Origin of the sequence: Tamlana sp. 2_MG-2023 (assembly GCF_030548465.1) — a bacterium.
Lineage (GTDB): Bacteria > Bacteroidota > Bacteroidia > Flavobacteriales > Flavobacteriaceae > Pseudotamlana.
On sequence record NZ_JAUOSF010000001.1, the window covers coordinates 114,952 to 132,448 of the forward strand.

Below are 17,497 nucleotides of genomic sequence, written 5' to 3' on the forward strand. Positions count from 1 at the left end.
ACCTGAAGGGTTTTTGTTGTATAAATATAATTTTTAAGAACGTGTTCTCCTAAAAACTCTATTATTTCTTTACAGGAAAACCACGATCACGCATTAAGGCATCAATAGTTGCATCACGACCTCTAAATTGTTTGTAGGCTTCAGCAGGATCCATAGCATTTCGTGGCGCGAATAGATATTTTACTAATTTACTTCCTACGTTTTTATCGTAAAAACCGTCTGGAGCTTCAGCAAAAGCTTCCGAAGCATCACTGGTTAAAACATCGGCCCACATATAACCGTAATATGCCGTAGCGTAACCTTCTCCTGAAAATACGTGACTAAACTGTGGTGTGCGGTGACGCATAGGAATTTCTTTAGGAATACCTAGCTCTTTTAAGGTTTCACGTTCAAACGTTGCCACATCTATGTTTTCTGGGTTGGCAAGATGAATTTTCATATCTATTAAAGCTGAAGCTAAATACTCTGTTGTTTTGAAACCTTGATTGAATGTTGCTGCATTTTTTATTTTTTCCACTAAACTTTTCGGCATTGGTTCACCGGTTTTGTAATGCACCAAATAGTTGTTGATTACCTTATCAGTAGATAACCAACGCTCTAAAAGTTGCGATTGGAATTCGGTGTAGTCTCTAACGCCTCCATTCAGCGTTGGGTATTTTACATCTGCAGAGAAAAAATGCAGGGCATGTCCGAACTCATGGAAAAAAGTTGTCGCGTCATCCCAGGAAACCAAAACGGCTTCACCAGGCGCAGGTTTTACAAAATTAGAATTGTTAGAAGCTAACACATTGGTTTCTCCTTCAAATGAAGAAGAGCTTCTGTAAGTCGTAGCCCAAGCCCCAGAACGTTTTCCTTGGCGAGCATAAGGATCTAAATACCATAAACCGATATGATTTTCAGTGTCTTTAACGGTAACTTCCCAAACTTTGACATCTTCCTGAAAAACAGGGACAGAACCTTCAGGAACCGGCGTAAAGTTATAATTGAAAATTTCGCCTGCAACAAAAAACATGGCTTCGGTAAGTTTGTCGAGTTGTAAATATTGTTTTACTTCCTCGCTATCTAAATCATATTTCTTTTTACGCACTTTTTCAGCATAAAATCTGTAATCCCAAGGTTCTATAGTGATGTTATCGCCAAGGGTATTGGCTACGTCTTGCATATCGGTAACTTCTTCTTCAACCCTTGCAATGGCAGCCGGCCAAACCGCCATCATGAGTTGCATAGCGTTTTCTGGTGTTTTTGCCATGCGGTCTTGTAAACGCCATTCCGCATAATTTTTATAGCCCATAAGACCAACACGTTCTTTACGAAGTTTTAGTATTTTGGCTATAGTGGCTTTATTGTCGTATTCGTCATTATTATCGCCTCTTGAATAATAGTTTTCCCAAACTTGTTTTCTTAATTCACGGTTTTCAGAAAAGGTTAAGAAAGGATCCATCGAAGATCGTGTATTTGTAATGGCATATTTACCTGATTGGCCTTTGTCGTTTGCAATTTTCGCAGCCGATTTAATAAACCCATCAGATAAACCGTCGAGTTGGTCTTCCGTTAAATAGGTGATGTAGTTTTCTTCGTCGTGTAAAACATTATTAGCAAAATCGGTGTAAAGAGAAGACAATTCTTTGTTGATTTCAGCATAGCGCTTTTTCTTTTCAGCATCGAGATTAGCACCATTCATTTCAAATCTTTTGTAGGTTAGAAATACAGTACGTTGCGCTTGGGGCTCTAAAGGGGTTGTAAGTGAAGCCTCGTAAACCGTTTTTATGCGTTTAAAAAGCTTTTCATTTTGTGAAATTTTAGATCTGAATTCAGAAAGTTCTGGAGCAAGTTCTGATTGTATGGTTCTAAATTGTGGAGACGATAGGTTGCTGCTTAGAATACCATAGTAGGTCGATACGCGATCTAAGGTTTTACCAGCACTTTCCATGGCAACAATAGTGTTTTCAAAAGTAGGAGCTTCGGTATTATTAGCTATGGTTTCAATTTCGTCAAGATTGAGAGCCATAGCTTCCTCCATGGCTGGTTTTATAGCTTCAATAGAAAGTTTATCGAAGGCAGGAACACCGCCATAAAGACCATTCCACTCTTGAAGGAGTACGTTGTCACTCATTGTTTTTTTAGTTTCGTTAGAAGTGTCTTTTTTACAAGCGGTTATTGAGATTAAGCTGCAAAAAATAATTGTTTTAATGCTATTAGAAATCATGAATAAAGATATTGAAATTGAAACAAAATGAAAATAGTGTCAAAAGTATGCAATATACATAAATTTGCTTGATTTGTATTTTAATTTTAAGAGGTTTTGGGGGTTTGTGTTTGGTATTGTAGTGTGTGTGTTGAGTTTTTCTTGAAATTGATAAGCTGTATGAAGTTCGGTTTTTGTTTGTATGTTTTTGATTGGTATTGTTGCTAATGAGCGCTAGTTTGGAAGTTAATTTGGAAGTTAGAAGTTTCAGGTTTCAAGTTTCAAGTTGGGTGTCATTTCTGAAGAAAAATATGTGGTATACAATAATCAGTGAAATCTGTGTCTAAAAATAGTCCTCGGTGAATCTCTGCGAAACCTCTGCGTAGCTCCGTGTCATAGAAAAATCTACCCCATAAGCCATTTAATAATACGCAACTTCATATTAGAATACGGACTATATTTCAAATTAGGTTCCAGCCAAAACGATTTGTGTAAAATACTTTTTTGATGTGAAAAAGCATCAAAGCCAGTTTTTCCATGATAAGCGCCTATACCACTTAATCCAACCCCGCCAAAGGGCAGTTTGCTGTTTGATAAATGCATTAAACTATCATTAACAGCGCCACCACCAAAAGACACTTCTTTTAAAATCTTTTTAATTGTTGTATTACTTTTTGAGTAAATATAACAGGATAAAGGGCTAGGTTGATCTTTTACCTTTTGAATGGCGTCATCAAGGTTACTAAAAGAAATAACGGGTAGGATAGGACCAAAAATTTCATCTTTCATCACTTCATCTTCAAAAGAGACCTTGTTTAAGATGGTCGGACTAATAAAACGAGCATCCTTATTGGTTTGTCCGCCAAAATAAAGCTTGTCTTGGTTAATAAGTTTAACCAAGCGTTCGAAATTAGTCGTGTTTATGATTTGTAAATAATTAGGCGCGTCCGTATAATTTTGATCATAATGGTTTTCAATTTCAGCTTTTAAAGCTTCAAGAAAACGCGTTTCAATAGTTTTTTCAACTAAAATATAATCTGGAGCGACACAAGTTTGTCCGGCGTTGAGAAATTTTGCCCAAACGATACGCTTGGCCGTCATTTTGACGTTTGTATCATCTAGCACAAAAGTTGGACTTTTACCACCTAATTCAAGAGTTACTGGTGTTAAGTGTTTCGCAGCGGCTTGGTAAACTATTTTTCCAACCTTAGTACTTCCGGTAAAAAATATTTTATCAAAGCGGTGATTTAAAAGTTCGGTGGTAATATCAACGCCGCCTTCAACAACATGGAAATAGTTTTTAGGGAAATTGGAGTTGATGAGCTCTGCCATTAAAGCTGCCGTCTCCTTAGGAAGTTCGCTAGGTTTTAGTATCACCGTATTTCCTGCAGCCAAAGCTGTTATAGCTGGTAACAAAGATAATTGATAAGGGTAGTTCCAGGCGCCAATCACTAAAGTGTTTCCTAAGGGTTCGGGGATGATGTAGCTTTTCGCTGGAAAGTTAACAAGATTAGTCCCTACCCTTTTCCGTTTAGACCACTTCGGGATGTTTTTTATGTAGTTGGAAATTTCATGATAAACTAGTGATAGCTCGGTAACATAGGTTTCAAATTCAGATTTTCCGAAGTCTTCATAAATGGCTTGGTATAAACTGTCTTCATTAGATTTTAGAATACTTTTAAGCTTTTTTAATTGTTCAATTCTAAAAGCAACACTTTTAGTTTCATTGGAATTAAAAAACACTTTTTGTTGTTGTAACAAGTCGTTAATATCCATGGTTTTTAGAATGTTAATTGCTAATTATGATTGTTCTATGTTGTTCCTGTTTCGGTTATTTAAATTTTATCTTTCTCGTTATTTACCAATTGGAGTTAGCACCGCCGCCGCCAAAGCCACCGCCACCAAAATAACTTTCATCTTCAGTCGGTGTTGAGTTTCCTCCTAATGTTTGTGAAGCTATAAAAGCGGTTAAATCTTTGGAATGTGTTTCGTTTAATATCATGTTTTCTCTGGTAAAACCATGACGTGGCTTTTTTAAGTAATTCAATAGAATTAGAGCACTTATAATTAATAATGCTCCGGAAATGGTGACCACAACTACGGGAGTTATTGTACTGAAGTAATATATGAACGTCATCACACTTAAAGCGGTTGTCATTAACCCCACACGTAAAAATAAAATCCTTTTCTTTTTGATGCCCCAATAGATATAGCCTAAAGGAATGAGTAAGGTGAATGCATAAAACAGGTAAGCAAAAGGAATGTCTTCGTCTTCTGTCAGGTTAATGCCCATGAGGTCAATACTTAATTCACGAACGACAAAGTAATTGCCTGCAACGTAAAAACAAGTTAATGAAACGGCTTTTAGAATGCTGTAAAAATCATTAAAAATGATGTTTGTAAATGTCTTTTCAAGCTTTAAAGTACCTAGAAAGAGTAATCCGAAATACAGCATAAAAGCAAACGGAATAACCGCTTTAGCATAGCCGCCAATATCTACTAAGGTTTGAAAGATAATCCACCCCAAAAACGCTATGGATAAAAGGAGTGTTACTCGGTTAAGATATCGTATTGATGCCAACGCAGAGAGGATAAACAGAACAATTGGGTAAACTAAGATATTTTCTGGCTCATTGAATAATATGCCTAAAGCAATAAATGAAAACCCCGAAAATAGTCCAGCTTCGGTAACACCAGATAGGTAATGGTGTTTGTTTTGAATCAAAACTTTTTCAGTGAGAAATAAAAGAAGTATGCCAACGATTGTAAATAATATTTGAAACCCAATATTATCTAAATCCATAAAAATAAACCCAAATGGTACTGCTGCCGTTGAAAAACCTATGTATGAAAGAATAAACAGTAATACCCTCATAAATACCGAAGGAGAATAAAGGTTCGTGTTAAACGCCTCACGGATGCCATCCCATTGTTTTTCACTTATCAATTTACTTTTATATAGCGATTGAGATGTAGAAAGGATTTTTTTCTTTTCTAATGCAATTATGTCGTAAGCGATAAATGACTTATTCATGAGCAAAATGTGATTTCTTCTTAACTAAAAATACGATGTAACCAATACAGGTACAAGGGAAGTAATAAATCAGAAGGATATAACCATCACTTGTGTTGGAAACTAATTCGAAAAACAAATAGCTAAATGCGATATATGCTGAAATATTCGAATATAAAAAGAAAAGAAACGCTTTTGTTTTCCAAGTGTAAAATGACATGAATACAGCCGATCCGAGTGCTACTAAAGTGTATGGTATATCAAAAGCGGTATAGAATATTCCGGAGAGACACCCCAAATAAAAAGTGATCAATCCGAAGTTTTGATAAGTGAATTTAAAATGAGGTTTGATATTTTCCTTTTCGGAAAGATAACCAGAAACGTAAAGGGATACTCCTAAAAGGATGGCGATAATGTGAGTGTAATTCGTAGATACCCCATCGTTTGCAGTCCAAGCGATAGGCGTAAAGGTAAAGCCTAAAGCGGCGGCAAGGGCGGTAATCCCCATAGCTAACAAGGCCCGGTTATCATACCTATAAGCCATAAAAAAGAATAGCGAAGCACTAAGGTATGAGCTCCAACTTGCTAAAATAGCTACTATTTCAAAATAAACTTGTATGTACGTAAACAGCCCAATAATTAAAAGCGATACAAGAATCAGTAGGTAGTCAAAGTATACCAGTTTTACAGTAACCAAATCATGAGCATATGGTTTTGCGAATTTAGAGATGTAGTAAAACCCAGTTATAATGAGTGTGCCCAGAAGTAGCATCAGTAATATATGGCCAAGCGACCCAATGTTTTCATAAATTAAATAGCCAATGCCACCTGTAAAAAGTAGAATGCCAATATAGAGCACAGTTCGTAGCTCGTAATAAAGGGAAATTATTTCTTCTTTTCTAATAGATTCTAAGAAAGTAAATTGCTTTTCTGTAATGTGTTTTTGCTCGAATAGAAGCTTATATATGTTGTTCATTTAAGAAGGTTGGTTAGCAATAAAGTAATTCATTGGTTTGAGTTTAACTTCATCACCCCGCACTAACAACACCCAATGTATAAAGCATTTCCATGGTTGGTGATTCACTTCCTCCAGTTGGCTCTAAAGTGATACCAAAAGCTTCACTGGCATTAGCATTTTCGATTTCAAATATTTTATTGGTATCTGAAATAAAGTTGTCAATAGTTCCTAAACTTGTAGGTGTTAAAGGACTTAACGTTAACGACCACACCTGGTAAACTTTGCCTTCTGGTGGTTCTGGTAAGCCTTGAGCATCTAAAAATATGCGGTTAGCGTTTTTATCCCAGTATACTTTAGCATAGGTGTTTGAGAAATTTCCTTGACCGTTAAGCGGAATTCGGGTAATATTATCATCACGCATTACGCTAATTAAGGTATTGGCTTCTTCTAAACTGTTTTTGGAGTTTTCAATTTGAGTCTCTAACAAAGATTGTTGTGTTTCGGCAACTTGAATGTCCGTTTGTAGCTGCTTGTTTTGGTTAAGCGTCCATAATAAGCCAGCTCCAAAAATAATGGATGCTGCCCAACCAGTATAGGTAATCCAGTTGTATTTAGGTTTTACGATTGATATCACTTTTGAATCTCCGTTATTAAAACCTAAACGTTGTTTTATGATATTATAAATATGATTGTTACTTCTTTGAGATGTTGAAGCTGTTAGTTTCATGATGGCAGCTTCAATTTCTAAAACCTCCTGAAGTAATTCAGGGTGTTTCTGTAAAAGCTTATGGATATCTGCATTTTCTTGTTCAGAAAGTGCGCCAGCCACGTAAAGCTCTAAAATTCCAGATTCTATGTAGGTGTTAATGTCCATATTAGTTTAAAACCATGCTTCTAAGTTCGTTAATACAATTCCTGTTTCGTGTTTTAATGGTGCCAATGGGCATGTCTAGTGCTTCAGAGGCTTCACTTTGTGTATACCCTTTAAAATAGAGCAGTTCAATAACTTCTATACACTTTTTAGCAAGCTTGCTTACGTATTTTTTAATCCCAATCGCATCGGTAGATTTGTCTAGGCTTTCACTGGTTTCAAGTATATCTACGAAAAAATTAGAGTTGAGGTTTTGTTTGGATTTTTTAAAACTTTTAGAACGCGTTTTATCAATGGCGGCATTACGAGATATATTTAAAATCCATGTGAAAAAACGGCCTTTTTTACTAGAATAAGTATCTGCTTTATGCCAAGCTTTTACGAATACATCTTGCATCACCTCCTCGGCGATATCATGGTCTCTTACTATGTTGAAAATAACACCATGCATGCTGTCTTTGTACATGTGGTATAAAGTTTCAAAAGCTTTTTCGTCTTTTTTCTTGAAATTTTCAACAAGAAGGTCTAAATCCATAAAGTTGCGAATGTTTACAATGTTTGGTTGTGAAGGCGTATTTCAATAGGTTTTAATATAAATTGTCAGGTTGGGTTTGTATAAACTACTTTTTGTTTGTAGTTTAAAGTTATTGAACAAACGCAACCTGACAACTAAAATATGCTTTTCCTGGCCTTATAAATAAGGTTTTAATGCTTAGTTATCACGTAAAAATGTGCTTACTTCAATAGCGACATCTTCCCACGTTTTACTAACACCATCAGCTCCAGTATGTAAAGCTTCACAGGCTTTGTTTAATGATGCTAAGGCGTCTAAGGCTTTCCAATTTGCTAAATTCATAGTACCTGTTAAAGTCACACGTCTTTCATCGGTAATGGTAACATCCATTGGTAAATTTTGTGTTTCCCCATTCATAGTAACTTCAGCAACTGCAGAACCATTTACGAATTTTATAGTACCTGTAATTAAATCGGTATCTAGCATAGCGCCGAAAAAAGAAGCTATAATTTTAGCATCACGTGTATTCGTCGCATCATTAGTAAATAAACTACTTACAGGAATTGAAAAATCTAAATTATTTAAAGCTTCTTCTGGTGTTGCTCCCGATTTTTCATCAAACTTAACGGTAGTGAATTCCCCGCCAACGCCAACTTTGTCAGTGGTTTTGTAAGCGGTAAATTTTACTTTAGTGGCTTCTGGTTTTACAACAAATTTTGCTTCAGATGAAACTTCAGTAGCGTCCTCAGTTTTTGTCTCCTTTTTTTCTTGCTTACAAGAAGCTAAACTTAAGGTGATCGCGATAAATAATAAGCTTAATTTTTTCATTTTTAATAATTTAGGAATAAAAAATTCTTTTAGTAATTGGAGTTTGATTTTTTAAAGATTGATTTAAAACCTTTAAGTTCTTAATCAAGCGGAAAGTTAGTGAATAATAAAGGAAACGCAAATAGTCACTATGACAAATATCATGTTTTAAAATGTTGTTTACAGCTATTTTTGTGTATTGATCCTTTTGTCATGTTAAACGAACTAGTAAATAAATACAATATCCCAGGACCTAGATACACCAGTTATCCTACGGTTCCTTATTGGGATAGCGGGACTTTTTCATTAGAAAAATGGAAAACATCATTACAAAAATCCTTTGCGGAAAGCAATGAGAAAGAAGGTGTTAGCCTTTACATTCATTTGCCTTTTTGTGAAAGTTTGTGCACTTTTTGTGGTTGTAATAAGCGTATTACTAAGCAGCATAGTGTGGAATCGCCATATATAACCGCGGTTTTAAAAGAATGGCAGTTGTATATAGAATTGTTTGACCAGAAGCCAATTATCAAAGAATTACATCTTGGAGGTGGTACCCCAACATTTTTTAGGCCAGAGCACTTGACCATGCTTATAAATGGACTTTTAAAAGATGCTATTCGTGCTGAAAATTATGAATTTAGTTTTGAAGGCCACCCCAATAATACCACAAAAGAACATTTACAAGCCTTGTACGATGTTGGTTTTAGACGCGTAAGTTATGGCGTTCAAGATTACAACGAAACCGTGCAAAAGGCGATACATAGAATTCAGCCTTTTGAAAATGTAAAACAAGCTACCGAAATGGCGCGAGCCATTGGTTATACGTCGGTGGGGCACGATATTATTTTCGGATTGCCGTTTCAAACCATTGAGCACGTTCAGGAAACCATTTTAAAAACAAAGGCATTGCTTCCCGATCGATTGGCATTTTACAGTTATGCGCATGTGCCATGGATTAAAGGCAATGGGCAACGCGGATTTAAGGATTCCGATTTACCTTCCGGGGAATTAAAAAGAAAACAGTACGAGCTAGGAAAACAATTGTTAGCAGAAGTAGGGTACGAGGAAATTGGTATGGATCATTTTTCTCTAAAATCAGATTCGCTTTATAAATCTATGATTTCTGGTGATTTACATCGGAATTTTATGGGCTATACCGCTTCAAAAACTCAGGCTATGATTGGACTAGGCGTATCGTCTATAAGCGATAGTTGGTATGGATTCTCTCAAAACGTGAAGTCTATTGAAGCGTACTATAAACTGCTGGAAGAAGATACAATTCCTGTTTATCGCGGACATATTTTAAATGAAGAAGACCTTATTATTCGTAAGCACATACTCAACTTAATGTGCCGCTTTAAAACATCGTGGACAGCAGATCAACTCTATTTTAAGGAATTGCCAGATGTGCTTGTGAAGCTGCAAGAAATGGAAAAAGATGGCTTGCTGATTAGGACTAAAAACAGTGTAGAAGTCACTCAAAAAGGACAACCTTTTGTGCGTAATATTTGTATGGCATTTGATGTGTTATTACAACGGAAACAGCCGCAAACGCAGTTGTTTTCTATGACGATATAAAAAAAGGCTATTTGCATATTTGTAAATACTCATAGTAGTGCCCGTCACCTTAAATTTATTTCAAGGTCTCATCATAAAATGTTGACTGAGCAGTTTCATGGGATACCGAATCAAGTTCGGCATGACGAAATCAAAGGAGATGTCAAAGGTTAGAAAAACAGATTCCCGTTTTCAAGGGAATTAGAAAAGATATAAATATAAGTACCATGGAAAAAATTATTGTTCCTGTAGATTTTTCTGAACATTCAGAGTATGCTTTACAAACAGCTGCAAAATTAGCTAAAAGGTATCAAGCAGAGCTGTTAGTGCTTCATATGTTGGAAATGCCCGAAATGGTATTGACATCAACTGGTAAAAAGCAAAATGAAAAAGCTGGTTTTTTATTACGTTTAACAGAGCAAAAATTTGAGAAACTACTTGATAAAGATTTTTTATTTGGATTAAAAGTAACCCCAATTATTAAGCATTTTAAGATGTTTAGTGAAGTAAATGATGTCGCTATAGAAAATGGCGCCGACCTTATTGTTATGGGAACCCAAGGCGCTAGTGGTTTCAAAGAAATGTTTATGGGATCTAATACTGAACGGGTTATTCGCTATGCGGAAATTCCTGTTTTAGCTGTTAAAAAAGAGGTCGTGGATGTTAGTTTTGAAGTGATTACTTTTGCGTGCGATTTCTCGGAAGAATGTATTCCAGCTTATTTAAAAGCGCTTGTTTTGTTCGAAAGCATGAATTCTAAAATGTATTTGGTTTATGTTAATTTGCCTAATGATAAATTTAAAAGCTCTGTAGAAATAGAAAAACGTGTTGCTGATTTTTTCATAAAAGCCTGCGGTAATTTAAGACGAATGAAGGATGTTCATTATGTATCGCATTATAGTGTTGAGGAAGGTGTTTTAAATTTTTCCAATAAAATAGGAGCCGATTTGATTGCGCTTCCAACTCATGGTAAAAAAGGCTTAGCTCATTTTTTTGAAGGTAGCGTAGGTGAAGATGTTGCAAACCATGCGACACTACCAGTTATGACATTTAAAATATAACGAGATTAAAAGCATAGAAGAAAGAGAGCGTGAAAGTAGCTGTAACTGTGATGATGCAATTACTTGGAATAGGTAGCTAAATTTTTAGCTGCTTTTTTTTATAAAATAGATGCTGCAATTATATTAAATAAGTTGGCTTTAGTTTTAAAAAAATCATTTTCTAAAGCAATGGCTTTTAGTTTGGCATCAATAAGTTTTGATTCTCTGGAGTTTACTAAAAAGAGTGAACTTTCACCTAAAAAGAATTTACGCTCTTCTGCTTCAAGCATTTTATTATAGTCGTTTACAATTTCGGCGGTGTATTTGTTTTGTAAACTGAAAGAGGTTAACTCTTGGTTAATGGCATTTACTTTATTCTTTAATGAAACTTTCGTGGTTTGTATTTCAAATTTAGTATCCATTATTTTTAGCTTAGCAAGCTTGAGATCGGCACGTTCCTTTCTTAAAAACAAAGGAAAACTAATATTAACACCACTTTTGTAGTCTGAAGTACTAAACGACCGTGCTACACCTGGTGTTTGCGATAAGAAATTGTACTGCAAATCTATTTGTGGTAGTAAGTTATTAGTTTTTAATCGTTTTTCTACGTTTAAACTTTGGTATTTGTAGTCTAAAGATTGTAGTTTTGGATGTTCGTCAAAGTCAAAATTTTCAATATCTAAAACCGAGGTGTTCAGGGTGTTGTCAATCGTGTTTAAAGTATTTGTGTCTGGGGTAATGTCCTCTTTTATTTCAATAGGCGTGTTTTCATTCAGCCATAAATAATTAGAGAGCTCTAATGACGATTTCATGTATTTAACCCGTGATTTCTCTAAATTTAATTTTCTGTTGTTAAGTGCAATTCTAGCTTCTAAAGTATCAATTGCTGGTACGTCGCCAACTTCATAACTCTTTTTTACACCGTTAAAACGTATTTGAGCATTCTCTAAAAAATCTTCGTAAACTTGTTTTTCATTGTAGGTTTTAAGCCAGTTAAAATAACTTATGGTGGCTTCGTAAAGAATATTGTTGACTAGTAATTGCCTGTCGGCTTTGGCTTGGTTTACAAATAATTTAGATTGTTTTAGCATGGCCATACGCTTATTGATAAGCAAACCTTTTGCAACAGAGACGGAGACTCCAACGCTATATAATCCGTCGTCAGGGGTGTTGTTTTCAGGGTTCAAATAATAGCCCGTATTTTCTTCAAAATTACCCTTTAGTTCAATGCCATACCAAGTTGGTATCTTAAAAGCTGCATTTAGCTTATCATAATATTCGGTGTCTTTAAACTTTTTTCTTCCGTAATCTACTTCCAGTTTAGGGTCAAAGGCACCTCTAGCTTTCATTAATTTCGCTTCACTTTCATTAATAACCAGATTGGCTTGTTTAACAACGGGGTGAAACGATTTTACAAAACCTAAATATTCAGGTAGGCTAATCACTTTTGTGCTGTCTTGAGCATGGAGCAAAGCGCTAGTAAACAATATGATATGAAAAAATAATGCTTTCATTTTTATGTTTTTTTAGAGGCGTCTTTTTGGTTTTTATTAGGTTGGTAGTAATTAGGAGGGAAACTATTGATTTGTCGCCACAATTCGAACCAAATTGGCACATCTTCTAGTAAAGCAATGGTACGTGCTCCAGACCCCACTCTAATGGCTTCAGGCCATTTGTAATCTTCTTCGTCGGGAGCCAGTAATACACGGTATTTACCGTTGGTGCTTATAAAGTTTTCAATAGCTACAACTCTAGCGCCGTATGTTCCGTAAGATGCGTTTGGCCATCCGCTAAAAACTATGGCTGGCCAGCCGTCAAATTGTACTCGTACTTTTTCGCCGATATGAAGCAATGGTAAATCGATTGGGCTCGCATAGGTTTCAACGGCTAAATCATATTGTGCAGGCATGATACTTACCAAGTCTTGGCCTTCTTTAAATGTAACACCAATACCTCCTGTATACGCTCTGTTTATATAGCCGTCTTGGGGAGCGGTTACAAATAGCAAACTGTTACGAATTTTGTAGTTGGAATGTGCGTTTTCAAGCTTAGTAACTTGAGCTTGAGCGTCAAATCCGCTAGATTGCGCCGTATACATATCACTTTGTGCTTTAGAGATTTTATCGGCATAAGAAGCACTAATTCTTGAAAGTTCAAGTTGCGCATTTAAAACTTCGTTTTGGCTGGCGATATATTTGTTTTCTTGTGAAATTAATTTCGCCTGAGTTTCCTGTAGTTTCAATCGTTTTTCCTCAACATCCTTCACAGCTTTTAAACCTTCTTCTTGAAGTGTTTCAATACGTTCAAATTGACGTTCGGCGATGGTTAAATTGGTTTTGGCAGCTTCTAAATCAATGCTATCACTTTTTACCTTTAATTTCGCCTGGATTAATTTATTTTCAGTTTGTTTAAACTTTAATTTTTGCTCGTTAAGTATGGCGCCAATTTGTCTATTTAATGCATTCACTTTGCCTTCATAAGCATTTACCGATGATGTTTTTGCTTCTATCTGTTGGTTTGTTCTTTCCACCAATTTATCATCAAAGTAGTCACTTTTCACTTCAGAAATTCTAAGAATTGTATCTCCTTTTTTTACATAGTCGCCTTCTTGTACAAACCATTCTTCAATGCGTCCAGGAATTTGCGACATGATATGTTGCGGTCGCTGGTTTGGTTTTAAGGTGGTTACCGTACCGTTTCCCGTAATGTTTTGAGTCCACGGCAGAAAAAGTATAATCACTATAATTATGGCAAGTGCTATTAAAAACTTGTTGAATTGCTTATAATAGTCTTTATTGAAAATGTCCTTGCTAGACTTATAACGTGTTAAATCTACCTTTTTGTTTAATTTATTATTAGATATATTTAGCATGATTTATAGGTTTTGAAGGGTTGCGTTACCATTTTCTAAAGTCAATAGTTCAGTACAGTTTTCCGCCCAGTTTTTATCATTGCTAATCACGATTACCGACCATGGATTTGACTTGTTAGTTAAAAACTCTATAATTTCTAAGGATTCTTCTTTGGAGGACTTGTTTAAAGGTTTTTCAAGAATTAATATTTTTGGAGACTTTAAAACTGCTCGCGCTAAAATAATTTTCTTCGAAACAGTAAATGACAATTGATTGCCTTCCGCTTGAATGATGGTATTCAAACCTTGTGGTTGTTCTTTAATAAATGATCTCAAACCTACTTTGTCGATAATCTCAAATATTTTTTCGTCGGTTATCGCTGGATTTCCAAAAGTTAAATTCTCTCTAATACTGCCGTCAAAAGGAGTTTCTTCAGAAAAGGAAACGCCAACTTGAGAACGGAAATGGTTCAAATTTAAACTGCTTATCGACATGTCGTTTACATATACCGCACCAGAAGTGGCTTCATTTACACCTGCAATAAGTCGTAATAATGTTGATTTTCCGCTTCCGCTTTCGCCAGTTATGAGAATACGACTATCTTTTTTGATTTTTAAAGAAATGTTGTTTAAAATGGGTTTACTTTTATCGGAAACTGAATAAGAAACTTGGTCTAATTCAATGGTTAAGCCATTTTTAAAAACGGGCATATCGCCTTCTTGACTTTCCATTTCTTTATCAACGATTTGACCTATTTTCTCTATTGAAGTTAGGGCATCGTAAAAGGATTCCAAGCCAAGGATCAATTTTTCAACTGAACCTATAATCAATAAAATGATGATTTCTGCAGCTACAAACTGACCAATATTCATTTCCTGATTTAAAACCAAAGCACCGCCGATAAGTAAAAGACTGGCGGTAACAATCACTTTAAAGCTTATCATTTGAATAAATTGTAACATGAGTATTTTAAAGTGACTTTCTCTCGATTTTAAATACTCACTAACCAATTCATCATTTTTACTCAAGCCTAAACTCGTGCTTCCAGACAGTTTAAAACTGGTTACCGTTCTGGCAATCTCTTGAATCCAGTGCGCAACTTTATATTTGTTTTTAGATTCTTTTAAACTGGTGTTCAGTCCTTTTTCTGCTGTAAACTTGAAAATAACAAATATTAGAATCAGTAGTAAAACACCAAAAATAATAAAGAATGAATGGTAAAAAGAAAGTAGAATTAAAGCAAAAATGGTTTGTAAAACAGCTGTAGGAACATCAATAAGAATTTTTGATAAACTTTTTTGAAATGTTATGGTATCAAAAAAGCGATTTGCTAATTCTGGTGGATGATAATTACGAAGTTCTGCCATTTTTATTTTTGGAAACCGGTAGCTTAACTCAAACGATGAGCGCATAAAAACGCGCTGCTGAATGGTTTCTAAAATACGTAATTGCATAATTTGTAAGCCGCCAGCGAAAGCCACACCAACAGTTACTAAAACAACTAGTACAATCCATGATGTAGATACCTGGGCACCTTGAATTAGGTTGATAATGGCCTGGATTCCTAGAGGGAGCGTTAAGGAAATAACACCCGAAAATATAGCATAATAGAATATTTGTAAAATATCTCTTTTTTCAAGCTCTATTAGTCCTAGAAAACGTTGCCATGGTGTCATTGTTGGTTCCGCCATTGTTATAGTTTTAAGGTGTTTAATGTTAGGTTAATAAAGAAACATGAAGGTAATATGTTTTCATTGCAATTAGTCATTTTTGGTAAATGATCTTTTAGAAAATGCTGATGTAAACTGCCTTCAATAATGGTACTTGCTAACGAAGATGCAAAGGCGTAATCTGGGGCGGCTTCAGTAATCATATCACTTAATCGTGCGATCAAACGTTTGTAAATTACAAAGTAACCAGCCTTGTTTTCTTGGTCAACTTCTTTGGTTAAAAAGGATTTTGAATTTTCGTTAATAATAATGTTATTTAAAATAACTTCATTGATATGTGAAAAATTTGAATCTTCTTTGGTGGTTCTGCATAAAATATAAATCGCTTTTTCTAGTTTTTCTTTTTTGTCATGAATACTGTAGGTTTCAAACACCATTTGATACTCTAACCAAGCCCAATACCAAGACGATAGATACAATAATAATTTATGCTTATTTTCGAAATAACGATAAATAGAACTTTCATTAGAACCTATTTTAATCCCTAGTTTTTTAAACGTAAAAGATTCAAAACCAATTTCATTAATTAAAATAATGCTGTTTTCAATGATGCGTTTGCCTAAGGTTGAAGATTCGGGATCTTTAACGTAAATGATGTCAGGAACTGAAATTTTAAGATTTGAAAGTAAATTACGCATCAGTAACTAATTTGATTTCAAATGTAATAGTAAAACTATTAAGGGTGAAATCAACGCTATTATTTCTTTTTATAAGTAATCAATAAAATCTATGTGGATGAAATTTTAAAATCAAAAATTGACTTTAAAAAAGGGTGTTAATGGCAATCAATTTCTGTTGAAATGGTATCGTAAACTGGAGCAGGAGAGAGGTATGGGATGCCTAAACCTAAACCGCGGACGATGAATAATGCACCAATAATAACTATAAATACAGGAATTAAATTTTGAATGCGTTGTCTGGCTGTGCCTTTTAAAAACTGACTAAAATAAATAGCAGTGGTCATTAAAGGAATGGTGCCTAAACCAAAAACGGCCATATATAAGCTTCCAGAAAGTGTATTTCCACTAGCAATAGCGGCAAAAACGGCCATATAAACTAATCCGCACGGTAAAAAACCATTTAAAAAACCAATCGTTAAAAAGGTATCGTAGGTCTTCTTCTTAAGGGCTTTTCCTAAAGCTGATTTCACTTTAGAAATGACTTTGTAAATAGGCTTAGAGAAATTGTATTTATTAAAGGTTTTCTGCGGAATTAAAACCATAAGAATCATTAAAATTCCAATAATGATAGAGAGCTGCTGCTGAAAACCGAACAAGTACAATTGCTTCCCTATAAAACCAAAAACTAAACCAATGATACTATAGGCGAGTAAGCGCCCTAAGTGGTAAATAAATATTTGCGATACTTTTTTTATTTGATTCGAGCGATCAACAGGAAGCATAAAGGCAATGGGGCCGCACATACCCACACAATGAAAACTGCCTAATAAGCCTAATATGAATGCCGAAACGAGCATGTTAAAGGTGTATTTCTTCCTTAAACAAATATGGTTTTCCTTGGTATTCCCATTCTATTCTAAGATCCCAACGGCCATCAAGTAAGCGTTTGTCTTTGATAAGTAATTCAGAATCAGTTAGTGAAATAGGGGTTTCAAAATCTAATTTTTTACTTGATGGTCTGTATAAAATTACTTTGCCTTCAATGGTTTTGTAGTCTAGACCCTTTGGAAAAGTAATAACTAGACCGTCTTTGGTTTTCTTATAGCTAACATTTTCTGAAAGCGTATTGGCATTGTTTAGTCTGTCAATATCATTTTGGTAGGCTAATTCTACACCATAATAATCTTCTGTTACCAACTCATGATCGTATGCTTTATCCACATTCATGGTGATAATAAAATACATGATGAAGGAAATAAATCCCACAAACGCTAATACTATGCTTGTACCCCAGTTTATTTTCATTGCTATTTTTGTGTTTTTTTAATTCCCGTGAAAACGGGAATCTGT

15 protein-coding genes are annotated in these 17,497 nt (G+C 35.0%); 2 read left to right on the top strand and 13 right to left on the bottom strand.

Annotation, left to right across the window (positions count from 1 at the left end):
* Nucleotides 1–61: 61 nt before the first annotated feature.
* From Q4566_RS00595 to Q4566_RS00625, 7 genes are all read right to left on the bottom strand, one after another.
* The gene (locus tag Q4566_RS00595) at nt 62–2,113 is read right to left on the bottom strand and encodes a M3 family metallopeptidase (protein WP_408056937.1); all 2,052 of its coding nucleotides are present in this window, start codon (nt 2,111–2,113) and stop codon (nt 62–64) included.
* Nucleotides 2,114–2,590: 477 nt separating this feature from the next.
* On the bottom strand, nt 2,591–3,961 hold the full coding sequence (locus tag Q4566_RS00600) for an aldehyde dehydrogenase (protein WP_303417218.1): 1,371 nt from the start codon (nt 3,959–3,961) through the stop codon (nt 2,591–2,593).
* 82 nt (nt 3,962–4,043) lie between these two features.
* Entirely contained in the window at nt 4,044–5,219 is a 1,176-nt protein-coding gene (locus Q4566_RS00605) for a hypothetical protein (protein WP_303417220.1), read from the bottom strand.
* On the bottom strand, nt 5,212–6,174 hold the full coding sequence (locus Q4566_RS00610) for a hypothetical protein (RefSeq protein ID WP_303417221.1): 963 nt from the start codon (nt 6,172–6,174) through the stop codon (nt 5,212–5,214). Before Q4566_RS00610 ends, Q4566_RS00605 begins: the two co-directional genes overlap by 8 nt.
* Before the next feature lie 52 nt (nt 6,175–6,226).
* Nucleotides 6,227–7,030, bottom strand: coding sequence for an anti-sigma factor (locus tag Q4566_RS00615; RefSeq protein ID WP_303417222.1), 804 nt, complete (start codon nt 7,028–7,030; stop codon nt 6,227–6,229).
* 1 nt (nt 7,031) lies between these two features.
* Nucleotides 7,032–7,562 (bottom strand): RNA polymerase sigma factor, encoded by a 531-nt coding sequence (locus Q4566_RS00620; protein ID WP_303417224.1) that lies wholly within the window; start codon nt 7,560–7,562, stop codon nt 7,032–7,034.
* Nucleotides 7,563–7,739: 177 nt separating this feature from the next.
* A complete protein-coding gene (locus Q4566_RS00625; RefSeq protein ID WP_303417226.1) occupies nt 7,740–8,369 on the bottom strand; it encodes a YceI family protein in 630 nt (209 codons plus the stop codon).
* 192 nt (nt 8,370–8,561) lie between these two features.
* Between Q4566_RS00625 and hemN the strand changes: the two genes are divergently transcribed.
* Nucleotides 8,562–9,926, top strand: coding sequence for an oxygen-independent coproporphyrinogen III oxidase (gene hemN, locus Q4566_RS00630; RefSeq protein WP_303417227.1), 1,365 nt, complete (start codon nt 8,562–8,564; stop codon nt 9,924–9,926).
* 206 nt (nt 9,927–10,132) lie between these two features.
* Nucleotides 10,133–10,966, top strand: coding sequence for a universal stress protein (locus tag Q4566_RS00635; RefSeq protein ID WP_303417228.1), 834 nt, complete (start codon nt 10,133–10,135; stop codon nt 10,964–10,966).
* Nucleotides 10,967–11,064: 98 nt separating this feature from the next.
* Here the strand turns inward: Q4566_RS00635 and Q4566_RS00640 are convergent, their stop codons facing one another.
* The 6 genes from Q4566_RS00640 to Q4566_RS00665 form a co-directional block, all read right to left on the bottom strand.
* Complete coding sequence (locus tag Q4566_RS00640; RefSeq protein WP_303417229.1) at nt 11,065–12,459, bottom strand: TolC family protein; 1,395 nt, start codon at nt 12,457–12,459, stop codon at nt 11,065–11,067.
* Between the two features lie 2 nt (nt 12,460–12,461).
* Nucleotides 12,462–13,817 carry an HlyD family secretion protein gene (locus tag Q4566_RS00645; protein WP_303417230.1) on the bottom strand — a complete coding sequence of 452 codons (1,356 nt, stop codon included), beginning with the start codon at nt 13,815–13,817 and terminating at the stop codon, nt 12,462–12,464.
* Between the two features lie 3 nt (nt 13,818–13,820).
* Nucleotides 13,821–15,488: a peptidase domain-containing ABC transporter gene (locus Q4566_RS00650; protein WP_303417232.1), complete on the bottom strand. Its 1,668-nt coding sequence runs from the start codon at nt 15,486–15,488 to the stop codon at nt 13,821–13,823.
* A 2-nt stretch (nt 15,489–15,490) separates the two neighbouring features.
* Complete coding sequence (locus Q4566_RS00655) at nt 15,491–16,165, bottom strand: TetR/AcrR family transcriptional regulator (RefSeq protein ID WP_303417234.1); 675 nt, start codon at nt 16,163–16,165, stop codon at nt 15,491–15,493.
* Nucleotides 16,166–16,302: 137 nt separating this feature from the next.
* Nucleotides 16,303–17,004, bottom strand: a complete 702-nt coding sequence (locus tag Q4566_RS00660; protein ID WP_303417237.1) for a sulfite exporter TauE/SafE family protein — start codon at nt 17,002–17,004, stop codon at nt 16,303–16,305.
* A gap of 1 nt (nt 17,005) precedes the next feature.
* Nucleotides 17,006–17,452 (bottom strand): FixH family protein, encoded by a 447-nt coding sequence (locus Q4566_RS00665; protein WP_303417239.1) that lies wholly within the window; start codon nt 17,450–17,452, stop codon nt 17,006–17,008.
* Nucleotides 17,453–17,497 lie beyond the last annotated feature (45 nt).

Excerpts from the sequence above, each read along its gene's own strand:
- Q4566_RS00595 (WP_408056937.1), bottom strand. The coding sequence starts at position 2,113 with ATGAGTGACAACGTACTCCTTCAAGAGTGGAATGGTCTTTATGGCGGT.
- Q4566_RS00600 (WP_303417218.1), bottom strand. The coding sequence starts at position 3,961 with ATGGATATTAACGACTTGTTACAACAACAAAAAGTGTTTTTTAATTCC.
- Q4566_RS00605 (WP_303417220.1), bottom strand. The coding sequence starts at position 5,219 with ATGAATAAGTCATTTATCGCTTACGACATAATTGCATTAGAAAAGAAA.
- Q4566_RS00610 (WP_303417221.1), bottom strand. The coding sequence starts at position 6,174 with ATGAACAACATATATAAGCTTCTATTCGAGCAAAAACACATTACAGAA.
- Q4566_RS00615 (WP_303417222.1), bottom strand. The coding sequence starts at position 7,030 with ATGGACATTAACACCTACATAGAATCTGGAATTTTAGAGCTTTACGTG.
- Q4566_RS00620 (WP_303417224.1), bottom strand. The coding sequence starts at position 7,562 with ATGGATTTAGACCTTCTTGTTGAAAATTTCAAGAAAAAAGACGAAAAA.
- Q4566_RS00625 (WP_303417226.1), bottom strand. The coding sequence starts at position 8,369 with ATGAAAAAATTAAGCTTATTATTTATCGCGATCACCTTAAGTTTAGCT.
- hemN (WP_303417227.1), top strand. The coding sequence starts at position 8,562 with ATGTTAAACGAACTAGTAAATAAATACAATATCCCAGGACCTAGATAC.
- Q4566_RS00635 (WP_303417228.1), top strand. The coding sequence starts at position 10,133 with ATGGAAAAAATTATTGTTCCTGTAGATTTTTCTGAACATTCAGAGTAT.
- Q4566_RS00640 (WP_303417229.1), bottom strand. The coding sequence starts at position 12,459 with ATGAAAGCATTATTTTTTCATATCATATTGTTTACTAGCGCTTTGCTC.
- Q4566_RS00645 (WP_303417230.1), bottom strand. The coding sequence starts at position 13,817 with ATGCTAAATATATCTAATAATAAATTAAACAAAAAGGTAGATTTAACA.
- Q4566_RS00650 (WP_303417232.1), bottom strand. The coding sequence starts at position 15,488 with ATGGCGGAACCAACAATGACACCATGGCAACGTTTTCTAGGACTAATA.
- Q4566_RS00655 (WP_303417234.1), bottom strand. The coding sequence starts at position 16,165 with ATGCGTAATTTACTTTCAAATCTTAAAATTTCAGTTCCTGACATCATT.
- Q4566_RS00660 (WP_303417237.1), bottom strand. The coding sequence starts at position 17,004 with ATGCTCGTTTCGGCATTCATATTAGGCTTATTAGGCAGTTTTCATTGT.
- Q4566_RS00665 (WP_303417239.1), bottom strand. The coding sequence starts at position 17,452 with ATGAAAATAAACTGGGGTACAAGCATAGTATTAGCGTTTGTGGGATTT.